Below are 13,585 nucleotides of genomic sequence, written 5' to 3' on the forward strand. Positions count from 1 at the left end.
GCTGCGCGTAGAACTGCACGTTGGCCCACAGCGGGTTCCAGCTGGCCAAGGGCGTGGTCACGCCGAAGATCACCGGTTCCCGCTCGTCTTCTTCCTGGAAGGTGCCGAACAGGCGATCCCAGAGGATGAACACACCGCCGTAGTTGCGATCCAAGTACAGAGGATTCTGCGCATGGTGGACGCGATGGTTGGACGGCGTGATGAAGATCCACTCCAGCCAACCCAGCTTGGGTACATGGCGGGTGTGCACCCAGAACTGGTACAGCAGGTTCAGCGAGGCCACGGTGATGAACACCACCAGCGGCACGCCCAGCAGCGCCAGGGGCAGGTAGAAGATCCACGAGAACAGGAAGCCGCTGCTGGTCTGGCGCAAGGCGGTGGTGAGGTTGTACTCCTCGCTCTGGTGATGCACCGAGTGGGCGGCCCAGAGGATGTTGCGCTCATGGCCGAGGCGGTGCAGCCAGTAATAGCAGAAGTCGTAGAGCACGAAGGCGAATATCCATACCCACCAGGCGTCGGCAGGCAGGCGCAGCAGCGCCAGGTGCTCCAGGGCCAGTGCGTAGGTTACCAGCCCCACGCCCTTGGTCAGCAACCCGGTGCTGGTCGACAGCGCCCCGGTGCTCAAGCTGTTGATCGAGTCGGCCAGGCGGTAGTTGCGCTGGCCACGCGCACGGTCAGCGACCAGCTCCACGGCGATCAGCACGAAGAAGAACGGCACGGCCAGCAGAATCAGGTCCATGAACGGCCACCTCCAAGGTTATCCACGAAGATTAGGCCGCCTGCGGGGTAAATCCCATGGATACATCTGCCAAACTAGAGGACATTTAGCGCCTCGACACTGGAGTATTGAGCATGACAAAAAAAGTTGCGGTGATTCTTTCCGGCTGTGGCGTCTATGACGGCGCCGAAATCCACGAAAGCGTGATCACCCTGCTGCGCCTGGACCAGCGTGGCGCGAAAGTGCAGTGCTTTGCCCCGAACATCGCGCAGATGCACGTGATCGACCACCTCACCGGTGAACAGATGCCCGAGTCACGCAATGTGCTGGTGGAGTCGGCGCGCATTGCCCGTGGCGAGATCAAGGATATCCGCGAGGCGCGGGCCGAAGACTTCGACGCGCTGATCGTGCCCGGTGGCTTCGGCGCCGCCAAGAACCTCTCCAACTTCGCCGTCGAAGGCGCCAACTGCAGCGTACAGCCGGATGTACTGGCCCTGGCCGAAGCGTTTGCTGAAGCAGGCAAACCAGTCGGGCTGATCTGCATCTCGCCCGCGCTGGCGGCAAAGATCTACGGGCCGGGCGTAGTCTGCACCATTGGCAAGGACGCCGGCACCAGCGCGGCGGTGGTGAAGATGGGCGGCACCCATGAAGAATGCGATGTGCATGACATCGTCGAGGATGTGCAGCGCAAGCTGGTGACGACCCCGGCGTACATGATGGCGAAGTCGATCAGCGAAGCCGCCAGCGGCATCTACAAGCTGGTGGACCGAGTGCTGGAGCTGACCCACGAGGGTGACCAGTAAGGCCGCTTCGCCGGCAAGCCGGCTCCTTCCCCGTAGGAGCCGGCTTGCCGGCGAACAGCATCACCACCGAATCAGGCCTTGGAAAGCCGGGTCAAGATGCGATCCAGGGCATTGGCGAACGCCTGCTTCTCCCGCTCGCCATAGGGCGCCTGCCCGCCCCCCACCTGCCCCTGCTCGCGCAACTCGGTGAACAGGTTGCGCACCGCCAGCCGCTCACCCATGTTGCGTTCGTCGAACTCGCGCCCGCGCGGGTCCAGCGCCGCCACGCCCTTCTTGATCAGCCGGTCGGCCAGCGGCACGTCGCTGCAGATCACCAGCTCGCCGGGCACGGCATTTTCCACCAGGTAGTCGTCCGCCGCGTCCATGCCGCTGGGCACCACGATCAGCCGCACGCAGGCGAAGGCCGGCTTGATCTGCGGCTGGCCCGCGACCATCACCACCTCCAGCTTGCGCTTGAGGGCGAATTTGACGATCAGGTCCTTGGCTGCCTTGGGGCAGGCGTCGGCATCGATCCATACACGCATTTGAGTTGTTCCTGTGTTTCGCGAAGGGCCATTGTCGCAGGTTCGGCCACAAGCTCAACGCCGCGTCTGAGCCGGCTTTGCCGGCGAATGGCCTCCCCCGGCTCAGCTAGCCGCCGCCCTGCGCCTCTCGGCCAGCCAGCTGCGCCCGTACAGGAACATCACCGCCAACAACGCCACCGCCTGGGCCCCCAACGAGTAAGCATCGGCATGAATCCCCAGCCAGTCGAACTCGAAGAATGCCACCGGCCGCGTGCCCAGCACCCCGGCCTCTTGCAGCGCCTTGACGCCATGCCCGGCGAACACCACCGACAACGCGCACAGCAGCCCGGCGTTGATACTGAAGAACAACGCCAGCGGCAGCTTGGCCGAACCGCGCAGGATCACCCAGGCCAGCCCCACCAACGCTACCAACGCCGTGGCGCCGCCGGCCAGCACCGCCTGGTGCCCGGCCGGGCCCGCTTGCAGCCACAGGGTCTCGTAGAACAGGATCACCTCGAACAGCTCGCGGTACACCGAGAAGAACGCCAGCAAGGCGAAGCCGAAACGCCCGCCGCCACTGACCAGGCTGCTCTTGATGTAGTTCTGCCAGGCCGCAGCGTGGCGGCGGTCGTGCATCCACACCCCCAGCCACAGCACCATCACCGAGGCGAACAATGCCGTGCAGCCTTCGAGCAGCTCACGCTGCGCGCCACCCACGTCGATCACGTAGGCTGCCAGGGCCCAGGTGCCAAACCCCGCGAGCAGTGCCAGGCCCCAGCCAATGTTGACACTGCGCACCGCCGATTGCTGGCCGGTGTTGCGCAGGAAGGCGAGGATCGCCGCCAGCACCAGGATCGCTTCCAGGCCCTCGCGCAGCAGGATCAACAGGCCGGAGATATAGCTCAAGGACCAGCTCAGGCCATCGCCGCCCAGCAGCTTGGCAGCCTGGGCAAGCTTGACCTTGGCCTCGGCCAGGCGCTGTTCGGCCTGGGCCACCGGCAGGCCGTCCTGCAGTGCCTGACGGTAGGCCATCAGGGATTTTTCAGTGTCCTTGCGTACCTGGGTGTCGATGTTGTCGAGCGAGCTTTCCACCAGTTCGAAGCCTTCCAGGTACGCCGCCACCGACAGGTCGTAGGCCTGGTCATGGTCACCGGCGTGGTAGGCCGCCAGGCTCTTGTCCAGGGTGCTGGTGGTGTAGTCGAGCAACTGTGCCGGGCCACGCTTGACCTGCGGCGGCTGGGCGCGCTGGGCGCGGAATGCCGGCACGGCGTCGGCGCCTTGATTGGCGGCGATCTCGGCAGGGGTCTGGCGAGCCAGGTCGGCGATGTTCCAGGTCTTGTCACCCTTGGACGCCTGCGGGTCGGCGGTGAAGCTGGCGATATAAGCGGCCACATCCCAGCGCTGGCGCTCGTCGAGCTGGTCGGCGAACGATGGCATTTCGGTACCTTCGATGCCGAGGCCGAGGGTGTTGTAGAGGTCGAACAGGCTGAGCTGGTCAAGGCGCTCGGCGTTGCGCAGGTTGGCCGGCGCGGGCTCCAGGCCGACACCTGCCGGGCCATCGCCCAGCCCGGTGTCGCCGTGGCAGATCGAGCAGTTCTGTGCATACAACGCCGCGCCACGGGCCGCATCCGGGGTGATCACCGGGGCCTGGCTGACTTCATAGGCCACCGCCAAACGCGCACCCAACTGGCGAGCCTGGCGGGCAACAGCGCTGCCGTCCTGGCGTTGCTCAATGGCCTCGCGCAGCGCCTGCACACCCTGCTCCAATGCAGCGCGCTCGGCATTGACCGGCAGGCCTTTGACCAAGCCGGCCAGCAGCGCGCTGAACTCTTGCTGTTCGCGGTATTCCCCGGTGTCCACCACCTTGCCGTCGCGTACTGTCGGCGGGTAGTCGGCCCCGATGTAGTCCAGCAAATGCAGGGCCTTGGCCGCATCGGCCGGGGCCTCGGCCAGCACCAGGGTGCTGCCCAGGGCCAGCAGTGGCCACAGCAGCCAGGCGAGAAGACGGGAACGGGAAATCATGGCCAATCTCGACGGTAATACGAAAGAGAACATTGTTCACTTCCACTCCCCTTCGCTCAAGACTCAGCGGCGGATTTCATGAAAAATCTTGCAACATCCCCTTTCTCCCAGACAGCTATCCGACTGATGGTAACTACCAAAAAATAAGAACCATTTGGCCATCACCTAGCTACTACTTTGGGTATAATCCCGCGCCGCCTTAATAGCCATTTGAATAGCCATTTGCAATCAAGGTGCCTTCATCGAGAGGTTTCGGCGATGAACAGAGGGATCTGCCGCCCCCGCCTGCGCGGCTCAACTGTTTCAGGGAAAGAAGAAGTCCGATGGTATCCCGCGCCTTAACCCTGGCGACCCTGGTCGCCGCCGTGCAGCTCGCTGGCTGCTCGGTATTCCGCAGCTACGACAGCGAACTGCAGGAAACCAACCAGCAACTGGCCGCTGGCAACGTCGATGCCGCCCTCGCCTTGCTGGAAAGCCACAATAAAGGCGAGCAGAAAGACCTGCTCTACTACTTCGAGAAAGGTGAGCTGCTGCGCTCCAAGGGCGACCTGAAGGGAAGCCAGGACGCCTGGCGCGCTGCCGACAGCGTAGTGTTCCAGTGGGAAGAGTCGGTCAAGCTGGACACCGACAAGTACCTGAGCCAGTTCGGCAGCTACCTGGTCAACGACAAGGTCCGCCGCTACGAAGGCTACGACTACGAAAAAGTCATGCTGACCACGCAGATGGCCCTGAACCTGCTGGCCCAGAACGACTTCGACGGCGCCCGCACCGAAATCAAGAAAACCCACGAGCGCGAGGCGGTCATCGCCGAGCTGCGCGACAAGGAATACCTCAAGCGCGAGGAAGAGGCCGAGAAAGAGGGCATCAAGACCGAGTACAAAGACCTGCAGGGTTACCCGGTCGCCAGCCTCGACGCCCCCGACGTGGTGGGTTTGAAGAACAGCTACCAGAGCGCCTTCAGCCACTACCTGTCCGGTTTCGTCTATGAAGCCCTTGGCGAGAAAGGCCTGGCTGCGCCGGGCTACCGCAAGGCCGCCGAACTGCGACCGAAGACCCCGCTGCTGGAGCAGGCCCTGCTCGACCTCGACAAGAACAGCGCCAAGCCCGGCGAGAGCGATGTGCTGATCGTGGTGCAGACTGGCCTGGCGCCGGCCCGCGACTCGATTCGCATCCCCCTGCCGCTGCCGATCGACAACAACCTGGTGATCACCCCGCTGTCGTTCCCGATCATCAAGGACGACACCTCGACCGCGCACCTGGGCGAGATCCAGCTCAACGACAAGGCCCTGGCCCTGACCGCGCTGAACAGCACCAGCGCCATGTCGCGCCGCGCCCTGCGCGACGACATGCCCGGCATCATCTTGCGCACCAGCGTGCGCGCCATCAGCCGCGGCGTGGCGCAGAAAAACCTGAACAAGGCCAACCCCATGGCTGGCCTGGTGGTGGGTATCGCCGGCACCGTGCTCGAAGGCGCCGACACCCGCACCTGGCGCACCCTGCCGAACGAGACACAAGTGGCTCGAGTACGCCTCAAGCAAGGCGAGCATCACCTGAGCTTGCCGTCGAGCCTCGGTGGCGCCCAGGTCACCGTGAAGGTCGATCGCCCGTACCAGGTGGTCAGCCTGCGTGTGGTCGGCAATCGTGTATTCGCCGGCGGCCCGGCCGTCGAAGTTGCCCCTCAGGCCTCGGCGCAAGCCGTTGCCAGCCTCAAGTAAGTCAAGGAACGATCATGCGCAGAACATGCCTCGCCCTGGCCGCCGTCGCCCTCCTGGCCGGCTGCGCCACCCCGCCACCCGCCCCGGGCAGCGCCGCCAGCAAGGTGGTGACCATGGGCCAGCTGGACAACATCGAGGTCGGCCAGATGCGGGTCGCCCGCGAGAACGGTTTCCTCACCGTCAACGTGGCGCTGAACAACACCGGCCGCAGCAACCAGACCCTGTACTACCGCTTTGCCTGGTTGGGCAACGACGGTTTCCCGGTGGCTGAAGAAGAGTCCTGGAAGACCCTGCCGCTGTACGGCAAACAGGCCAAGTACCTGCCCGCCATCGCCCCGACGCCCAAGGCCACCGACTTCCGCCTCGAAGTCCACACCCGGTAACCCCTTTCAGGAGCAATTCCCATGTTTGCACGCCTTTCCCTCGCCGCCGTCGCCATCGCCCTGGTCAGCGGCTGCAGCAGCCCTTCCCCGGTACTGGGCAGCAAGAACATCAACTACGGCGACAGCAAGGCCGTCGAGCTGATCACCAACGAGTTCGGCTCCACCGACCTGCAGATGATCGCCGAGAGCATGACCCGCTCCCTGGCCCAGTCCGGCGTGCTGCACGGCCGCCCGGTGGTGCAGGTGTACGACGTGAAGAACAAGACCAGCGAGTACATCGATACCCGCGAGATCACCACCTCGATCAAGACCCAGCTGATGAAGTCCGGCACCGCCCGCTTCGCCAGCGACAACACCGAGATGCAGAGCCAGGTCGACCAGCTCAAGCTGCAGAACCAGAGCGGCCTGTACAAGAAGAACAGCGTGGCCAAGACCGGCAACATGATCGCCGCCAAGTACCGCCTGGAAGGTTCGATCAGCTCGATCGTCAAGCGCAGCAGCGACTACAAGGACGTGTTCTACAAGTTCAGCCTGCAGCTGATCGACGTGGAAAGCGGCCTGGCCGAGTGGATGGACGAAAAAGAAATCCGCAAGACCACGGAGCGCTGATCGATGCGTGCATGGATGACCATCATCGGCCTGGCCTGGGCGTTCGGCGCCCAGGCGGCCCCCAAGGTGGCGGTGACCGACCTGGCCTACCAGGAGCGGGTGGAGGAGTACATTCACACCGTCGAGGCGCAGAACAGCCACCAGTCGAGCCTGTACAGCGCCAGCGGCCAGTCCAGCTACAGCGAGTACGAGAGCCTCAACAGCTACATCGAACAGACCGAAGTGCGCAAGTTCGGTGGCGATATCAAGGGTGAAATCCTCAAGACCGGCATGTTCCAGCTGGTCCAGGGCACACCCTACACCGCCGCCTCGAAGGAAGACGTGTACGACGTGATCCGCCGCATCAAGAGCGGTGCGTTCAAGGGCGCCGACTACGTGCTGTTCGGCACCCTGTCGGACATCGACTTCCAGGAAGACATCAACGCCCTGGACCACACCGACAGCTACTCGGCGGTGCTGGGCCTTACGGTGGTCGCCGACTTCAGCCTGATCAATACCCGCACCTACGAGATCACCTCGGCGTTCACCGCCATGGGCGAGGGGCAGGACACCAAGCTGGTGAAGAGCCGCGACCGCAGCGTGACGCTGAACCGCCCGCGGGTGGTGCGCGACGTGTCGAAGGCGCTGGGAGAGGATGTGGCGCAGCAGCTGGCTGAACAGCTGGGTGGCTCGGTGCCGGGGCAAGCCCGGCAGCCGCGGGGGCAGGACAACCTGCCGCCGGATGAGCCAGCGCAAATCCTGCGGTAACCGTTGAAAACGCCCGGTGAACCACCGGGCGTTTTCATTCAAGCGGGCTCAAATGCTCATGGCGCCCGATTCATCCCCAACTCCATGTCATCGATCAGTGCCTTGGCCAGCTCGCTGAGGATCCGTGCCGCGCTCCCAGCCATGCGGTCGTGTTCCATTTCTGCTTCGGTGGCCAAGTGGCGGATGCAGCCGAGCAGGACCGACAGCTGGGAAAAGGCGTGATCGAAGGGCACGCCGGGGCGCATCTGAAACAGGTCGAAGGTCGCCTTGCCGGCCGTTTGTGTGATGTTCAGCACGTCGGTCATGGCCTTGCTCCCTCTGTCATCGTCTGGTCGTGCAATACCGTCATGAAGCGGCACAGCAGGCGGATGTTCATGCCCATGGCATCGCGCGTAGGGCCGGGCTGGTTGTCGAGGAAGACGTTCACGGTTTCGTGCATGATCCGGCTCAGGGTGTGGAGCATGCTGTGGCATTCGTTGATGCCGAGCGGGGATTGCAGCGCGAGGAGTGGGGGTTCGAAGGGGATCAATGGGGTGGAAGGTGGATCGGGGACGATCTTTTTCATTCTGGAAGCTCCTATTGATATGCCAGGAACTGCCGTCCTATTCGTCTCACGGAAATGGTGGCAGCAACACGCGGGGGTGAGACCCGGGCCAATAGGAAACCCGACCAGGCCGAAGCCTGCCCGCGTGCGGCTGCCATGGAGTGGCATCTATTGATCCAGGGGTCTCAATCCCGGTCGCCCAAAAGCGACCCGAGGACGTTATGCCTGGGGCATTTCCCCGACAACATCGAAGCTTCCGCAAGGCGCGTAGGATACTTCCGAAGCCAAGAATGGCTGAAGGATTTGGTTTCAGATTCAGAAAAGTCGTACCGCGTTATCGCGGAGAAAGGGTCACCGTAACAGCCCATTCTTTCGAGGTGGGTGCCAGACGGTAGCCTTGCAGAGTTCTGGAGATCGAGCGCCGCCCGCGCGGCGCTCGATCTCATAGGCGCTGCAACACTCCCGTCGACCCCTTCGAGAAAACCAACATTCTCAAGCTCAGGCGCGCACGCCCTCAGGCAACGGCAGCGCCAGCAAACGCTCGTCCAGCAGCCCCAACCCTTCCTGGAACAGCTGGTTGCTGCGCTCGGTCTCACCCAGCCCCGCCAATAGACGCGCAAGCTCAGCACACGCCTCAGGGTTGCGTTCCATGCGCAGGCTGCTTTCCAGATAATCCCGGGCCTTGCCCCACAGGCGGTTCTGCAAGCTCAGACGACCAAGCGTGAGCAGCAAACTCGGGTCCTGCGGGTGCTCCTTCAACCAGCCTTCGGCCGTTTGCAACTGACGCGCCGGATCATCACCCCGCACCAATCCATACAAGCGGGCCAGGTGGCTTTCATAAGCACGCTTGAGCGCCCCGCGCAGCACCTGCTCGGCTTCACCCTGCGCGCCCACCTGGCGCAACTGCTCGGCATAGGCCAGCACCAGTTGGGGCTCCTGGCGCTGGGCGGCGGTCAATTGCTGCCAGGCACGCTCCAGCGCCTGGCGCGCCGCCTGCGGGTCTTCGCCGCGAGTCGCCGCCAGCCCCAGGTTCTGGCCCCAGGCACGCTGCTCGAGGTCAGCCAGTTCATTGGCCGGCAGCACCTTGTGCTTACGCAGGTCCGGCAGCAGACGAATCACCGCCGACCAGTCGCCGCGCTCCAGGTGCAGGCGCTGCAACAGGCGCAGCACCTGGGCGTTGTTCGGGTAGCGCTCCTGCATGGCCAGCAGGGCTTCCAGGGCCCCATCGCTTTCGCCACGGTCCATCTGCAACTGGGCATGGGCCAGGGCGATGGCGAGCTCGGCCTGGGGCTGACGCTCCAGGGCACGCTCCAGCAGGTTGTCGCGATCTTCGACACGGCCCAGCTCGTTGGCCGCGCGGGCGGCGCCGAGGTAGTACAGCAGCGGCTGGCGCGCGGACTCGGCGGCACGCTGCAGATGGCGCTGGGCACTGGTCCAGCGGCCTTCGGCCAGGTCCAGCTGGCCTTGCTCGATGGCGATGCGGTCACGACGAACGCGGTTACGGCGCGACCAGGGGTTGACCACGCCAGTCGACGTCAGCACCAGCCCGATCAGATAACGCAGCACCAGCAACAGCAGCACGATACCGACCAGAGCGCCCAGCGCGGCCCACAGCCCCGACTGGTAACGGAAACCACCGTAGGCAATCAGCACGTAACCGCTGTGCTTGGCAATGGCGATGCCCAGCGCCGCGGCGATCACGATCGCCAGCACCGCCAGCAGGTAGGCACGTTTCATGGCTTGGCCCCCTCGGCCGGGGCCGGCAGGTGGTGGCGCTGGATGTAGGCTTGCACCGCCGCCAGGCTCTCGCTCAGGTCAGGCGTCACGACCGACACCGGTTGCTCGGCGAGCTGGTTGAGGCTGTCGAGCATGGCCTTGCTTTGCGGGTTGTCCGGGTTGAAGTTGGCCAGCAGCACGCTGCGGGCGTCATCCAGCGCCTGGCTGTAGACCTTGTCCTGGCCATTGAGCGCCGCCCACTGGGCCTGCTCGATAGTCAGGCTGAGGGCCAGGCGCAGCTGGTTCAGCGACTGCCCGGAGAGCAACGGGCGCACATTGTCGTCGGCGTTGAACTCGATCTGGAAGTACTTGGAGATTTCAGCCCACCACTGCGACCAGCGGCTGGCGCCATCGCCGTCGGCGGTCAAGGCCCCCATGGCGTCGGCGTTTGCAGCGAACTCCGGTGACTGCGCACTGAGTTGCTGCACCAGCTCACGCTGGGCGGCGAGTTTGAGGAACAGGCCGGTACGGTCCGGCTGCTGGGTGCTGTTGAGCGTAGCCAGGCTGCGCGCCAGTTGCTCGCGCGCCGCGAAGGCACCTGGGTCGCTCTGCTCGCGCAGGATCTCGTCGGCACCTTCGACCAGCGCCTTGGCGCTGGTGACATCCTGCAATGCCGAGAGGCGCAGCGTGGCCAGGCGCAGCAGGTGCTCGGCCTCGGCCAGGCGCCATTCCTTGCGGCTCTCGCCCAACACGGTTTCCAACCGCTGGCTCAGGCGCTGCTGGTCGCCCTGCAACTGCGCCACCAGGCGACGGCGGTCTTCCAACTCGCCGGCGGCCGGCAGGCTGGCCAGTTGCGCGGTCAGTTGCTGCTCACGTTGCTGCAAGGCGTCGGCCCGTTGGGTGAGCGCCTGCAAGTGCTCGCCCTGCCCTTGCTCACTGCCCTGCAGCTGGCGCACCTGCAAGACACCCCAGCCGCCCACGGCGACCCCGGCAGCGCCCAGCAAAAGGGCCAACAGTGCCAAGCCGTTGCCGGAGCGTCGGGCGGGCGTGGCGGTGGTGGTTTGCGGCGCGTCGGGCGCCGAGGGCTGTTCCGTGTTGGACAAGACAGTTTCGCTCACGTATCCATCCTTTGCATGGTGGCGCATCGTTCTCTAGCTTAGCGCCTTAAAAGGCAGGCGCAGCAGTTCGCTGCACGGCTGCCAGCAAGGCCGCGGCACTGGCGCCACGGCAATCCACAACCTCACGGGCACCCAGCGCACGGGCCTGGTCGGCGACCCGCGGGCTGGGCACGAACAGCGGCAGGCGTGAAAGCCGCGGCCAGTCCGTTCCCGCTATTTGATGCAAGTGTTCAAGACCCTGCCCACTGCTGACCACCAGGCCATTGAGGCGTTCCCCATCGATGCGCCGTGCCAGCGTTCCGGCCGGGTAATGCGGCAGGCAACGGCGATACAGTTCCAGATAATCGACACTAGCACCTTGCTCTGCAAGACGCTCGGCCAGCAGTTCGCGACCTCCGACACCACGGACAATGAGGACGCGGGATGTAGGAAGTGCGATAGCCTGACGTAGGAATGAATGGGCCAGCAAGGCCTCGCTGTCATCACCATCTGTAGGGAAAGTCACCAAAAGCCCACGCGCCTGAAGCACGCTCGCCGTGGCCTCCCCCACCGTGAACCAGCCCGCACGCGGCGGTTCGACGCCCGCCTGGTCAAGTTGCTCGAGCAGCAGGCGCGCAGCCGGCTTGCTCACCACGATGATCGCTTGCGCCTGGCCAATCTCTGCCAGGCACTTCTGTTGCTGGGGTTCAAGCTCAACCGGGTCGATGGCCAGCAGAGGCAGGCTGGCGCTGGCAATGCCTGCTTCGGCCAGCGCCCGCGCCAGTGCCGCACAGTCCTCTTCAGGGCGGGTCAGCAGCAGGCGCCAGGGGCTCACGGGTGACCGGCCTCGCCATAGACTTCCTTGAGAATCGCCTCTGCGCCCTGACCAAGCAGGGCTTCGGCGACCTGTACGCCGAGTGCTTCGGCATTGGCGCGTGGCGCCCGGGCGTCGGCTACCAGCAAGGTGCCGCCGGAGGGCTGGCCGACCAGGCCGCGCAGCCACAGCTGTTCGCCTTCGAGTACCGCGTAGCAGGCGATCGGCACTTGGCAGCCGCCGTTCAGGTGCTTGTTCAAGGCCCGCTCGGCCACCACCCTGTCGGCAGTGTCGGCATGGTGCAGCGGCGCCAGCAGCGCGTGGATCTCGCTATCGGCGCTGCGGCACTCGATGCCCACGGCCCCCTGGCCACCCGCTGGCAGGCTGTCGTCGACACTGATGGTGGAGGTGATGCGGTCCTCGAAGCCCAGGCGAATCAGGCCGGCGGCGGCGAGGATGATGGCGTCGTACTCGCCGGCATCGAGCTTGGCCAGACGTGTGTTGACGTTGCCGCGCAGGAAGCGGATCTCCAGGTCGGGACGACGCGCCAGCAACTGAGCCTGGCGACGCAGGCTGGAGGTGCCGACGATGCTGCCGGCCGGCAGTGCCTCGAGGCTCTCGAAGGTATTGGAGACAAAGGCATCACGCGGGTCTTCACGCTCGCAGATGCAATACAGGCCCAGGCCTTCGGGGAAGTCCATGGGCACGTCCTTCATCGAATGCACGGCGATGTCGGCTTCGTTGTCCAGCAGGGCGGTTTCCAGCTCTTTTACGAACAAGCCCTTGCCGCCAATCTTGGCCAGCGGCGCGTCGAGCAGCTTGTCACCACGGCTGACCATGGGCACCAGGCTGACCTGCAGCCCGGGATGGGCCTGCTCGAGACGGGCTTTGACGTATTCGGCCTGCCACAGGGCCAAGGCGCTTTTACGGGTGGCAATGCGGATTTCGCGAGTGGACATGAAACGCCCCGATCCAGAGAAATGCGGCCGATGATAACAGCTCCTCCGGCTGTTCCCGCAGATTCAGATCAGCAATCCATGCAACCCATTCGCGGCCAAACCTGCGAATGGGCGATTCAGTGCAGCGTCTGCATCATCTTGCGCACCCCCGCCACATGCCTGCGGCTGACGGTCAGGGCATCCCCATCCAGGCCCTTGAGATAGAGCTGGAAATGCCCCAGCGGCGTGCGCTGCAGCTTTTCGATGCGCTCACGAGCGACCAGGGCATTGCGGTGGATACGCACGAAGCGCTCGCCGAACTCGTCTTCCAACGCCTTGAGCGGCTCGTCGAGCAATACCTCGCCCGCTTCATGGCGCAGGGTGACGTACTTGTGATCAGCGATGAAATAGATCACTTGCGGCAACGGGATCAGTTCAATGCCCTTGCGGGTGCGGGCACTGATATGGCTGCGCGGGCCGCCACCCTCATCACTGGTGGGCCGGGTCAGCGCCGCCAGCTGGGCGCGGTTGGGTTTTTCCGCGCGGCGCAAGGCGTCGCGCAGTGTCTGGGGCTGGATGGGTTTGTCAACATGGCTCAAGGTGCTCTCCTTGAAGGCCTGGCTGCCGTATTCGTCGTCACCGGTGCAGAACACCACCGCCGGCGGCGCCTCGCGCTCGCACAGCTTGGCGGCAACCTGCAGGCCATCGAGGCCGGGCATACCGATGTCCAGCAGCACCACATCGGGCTTGAGGCTCTCGATCAGTGCCAGGGCCTCCTCGCCGTTGGTGGCGCTGGGCTCCATCACGGTGTAGCCCTCCAGCTCGCCGAGCAGCCGGCTCAGGCGTTCGCGGGCTTGGGGTTCGTCATCAACGATCAGGACATTCATAATTGCGCTGGATTCCTGAGTGAGTCTCGCACGGGTATAGCGTAGACAAGTGTGGGGAGACCGGAAACGGTCACGCTACAGACCGGTGC

Annotated in this window: 14 protein-coding genes and 1 pseudogene; 5 read left to right on the forward strand and 10 right to left on the reverse strand. The window is 64.6% G+C overall.

All coding sequences use genetic code 11. The features are described 5' to 3' along the window. Nucleotides 1-112: 112 nt before the first annotated feature. Nucleotides 113-739: pseudogene (locus IM733_RS18520) on the reverse strand (sterol desaturase family protein); the annotation flags it as partial. 113 nt (nt 740-852) lie between these two features. Between IM733_RS18520 and elbB the strand changes: the two are divergent. Continuing rightward, nucleotides 853-1,521 (forward strand): isoprenoid biosynthesis glyoxalase ElbB, encoded by a 669-nt coding sequence (elbB, locus tag IM733_RS18525; RefSeq protein ID WP_248917948.1) that lies wholly within the window; start codon nt 853-855, stop codon nt 1,519-1,521. A gap of 71 nt (nt 1,522-1,592) precedes the next feature. On the opposite strand, the gene IM733_RS18530 is transcribed toward elbB, so the two are convergent. After that, nucleotides 1,593-2,045: a YaiI/YqxD family protein gene (locus tag IM733_RS18530; RefSeq protein ID WP_240065448.1), complete on the reverse strand. Its 453-nt coding sequence runs from the start codon at nt 2,043-2,045 to the stop codon at nt 1,593-1,595. Between the two features lie 102 nt (nt 2,046-2,147). After that, nucleotides 2,148-4,079, reverse strand: coding sequence for a cytochrome c/FTR1 family iron permease (locus IM733_RS18535; protein ID WP_248917949.1), 1,932 nt, complete (start codon nt 4,077-4,079; stop codon nt 2,148-2,150). 290 nt (nt 4,080-4,369) lie between these two features. Between IM733_RS18535 and IM733_RS18540 the strand changes: the two genes are divergently transcribed. From IM733_RS18540 to IM733_RS18555, 4 genes are read left to right on the forward strand one after another with little or no spacing between them, the layout of a single operon-like run. Then, nucleotides 4,370-5,761: a COG3014 family protein gene (locus IM733_RS18540; RefSeq protein WP_248917950.1), complete on the forward strand. Its 1,392-nt coding sequence runs from the start codon at nt 4,370-4,372 to the stop codon at nt 5,759-5,761. A 14-nt stretch (nt 5,762-5,775) separates the two neighbouring features. After that, nucleotides 5,776-6,144 (forward strand): YcfL family protein, encoded by a 369-nt coding sequence (locus tag IM733_RS18545; RefSeq protein WP_248917951.1) that lies wholly within the window; start codon nt 5,776-5,778, stop codon nt 6,142-6,144. Between the two features lie 21 nt (nt 6,145-6,165). Further along, nucleotides 6,166-6,753, forward strand: a complete 588-nt coding sequence (gene lpoB, locus IM733_RS18550; RefSeq protein ID WP_248917952.1) for a penicillin-binding protein activator LpoB — start codon at nt 6,166-6,168, stop codon at nt 6,751-6,753. 3 nt (nt 6,754-6,756) lie between these two features. Then, nucleotides 6,757-7,500 carry a penicillin-binding protein activator LpoB gene (locus tag IM733_RS18555; RefSeq protein ID WP_248917953.1) on the forward strand — a complete coding sequence of 248 codons (744 nt, stop codon included), beginning with the start codon at nt 6,757-6,759 and terminating at the stop codon, nt 7,498-7,500. Nucleotides 7,501-7,556: 56 nt separating this feature from the next. On the opposite strand, the gene IM733_RS18560 is transcribed toward IM733_RS18555, so the two are convergent. The 7 genes from IM733_RS18560 to IM733_RS18590 all read right to left on the reverse strand — a co-directional run bounded on the left by IM733_RS18560 (nt 7,557) and on the right by IM733_RS18590 (nt 13,496). Then, the gene (locus IM733_RS18560) at nt 7,557-7,805 is read right to left on the reverse strand and encodes a DUF3077 domain-containing protein (protein ID WP_248917954.1); all 249 of its coding nucleotides are present in this window, start codon (nt 7,803-7,805) and stop codon (nt 7,557-7,559) included. Then, entirely contained in the window at nt 7,802-8,065 is a 264-nt protein-coding gene (locus tag IM733_RS18565) for a hypothetical protein (RefSeq protein ID WP_248917955.1), read from the reverse strand. The genes IM733_RS18560 and IM733_RS18565 overlap by 4 nt, the downstream gene beginning before the upstream one ends. A gap of 477 nt (nt 8,066-8,542) precedes the next feature. After that, on the reverse strand, nt 8,543-9,781 hold the full coding sequence (locus IM733_RS18570) for a heme biosynthesis HemY N-terminal domain-containing protein (RefSeq protein ID WP_011536325.1): 1,239 nt from the start codon (nt 9,779-9,781) through the stop codon (nt 8,543-8,545). After that, entirely contained in the window at nt 9,778-10,878 is a 1,101-nt protein-coding gene (locus tag IM733_RS18575; protein ID WP_248917956.1) for a uroporphyrinogen-III C-methyltransferase, read from the reverse strand. Before IM733_RS18575 ends, IM733_RS18570 begins: the two co-directional genes overlap by 4 nt. Nucleotides 10,879-10,924: 46 nt before the next feature. Continuing rightward, nucleotides 10,925-11,692, reverse strand: a complete 768-nt coding sequence (locus IM733_RS18580; RefSeq protein ID WP_248917957.1) for a uroporphyrinogen-III synthase — start codon at nt 11,690-11,692, stop codon at nt 10,925-10,927. Next, nucleotides 11,689-12,630 (reverse strand): hydroxymethylbilane synthase, encoded by a 942-nt coding sequence (hemC, locus tag IM733_RS18585; RefSeq protein WP_248917958.1) that lies wholly within the window; start codon nt 12,628-12,630, stop codon nt 11,689-11,691. The genes IM733_RS18580 and hemC overlap by 4 nt, the downstream gene beginning before the upstream one ends. 116 nt (nt 12,631-12,746) lie before the next feature. Further along, entirely contained in the window at nt 12,747-13,496 is a 750-nt protein-coding gene (locus tag IM733_RS18590) for a LytR/AlgR family response regulator transcription factor (RefSeq protein ID WP_248917959.1), read from the reverse strand. Nucleotides 13,497-13,585 lie beyond the last annotated feature (89 nt).

The organism is Pseudomonas entomophila (assembly GCF_023277925.1).
GTDB lineage: Bacteria > Pseudomonadota > Gammaproteobacteria > Pseudomonadales > Pseudomonadaceae > Aquipseudomonas > Aquipseudomonas entomophila_D.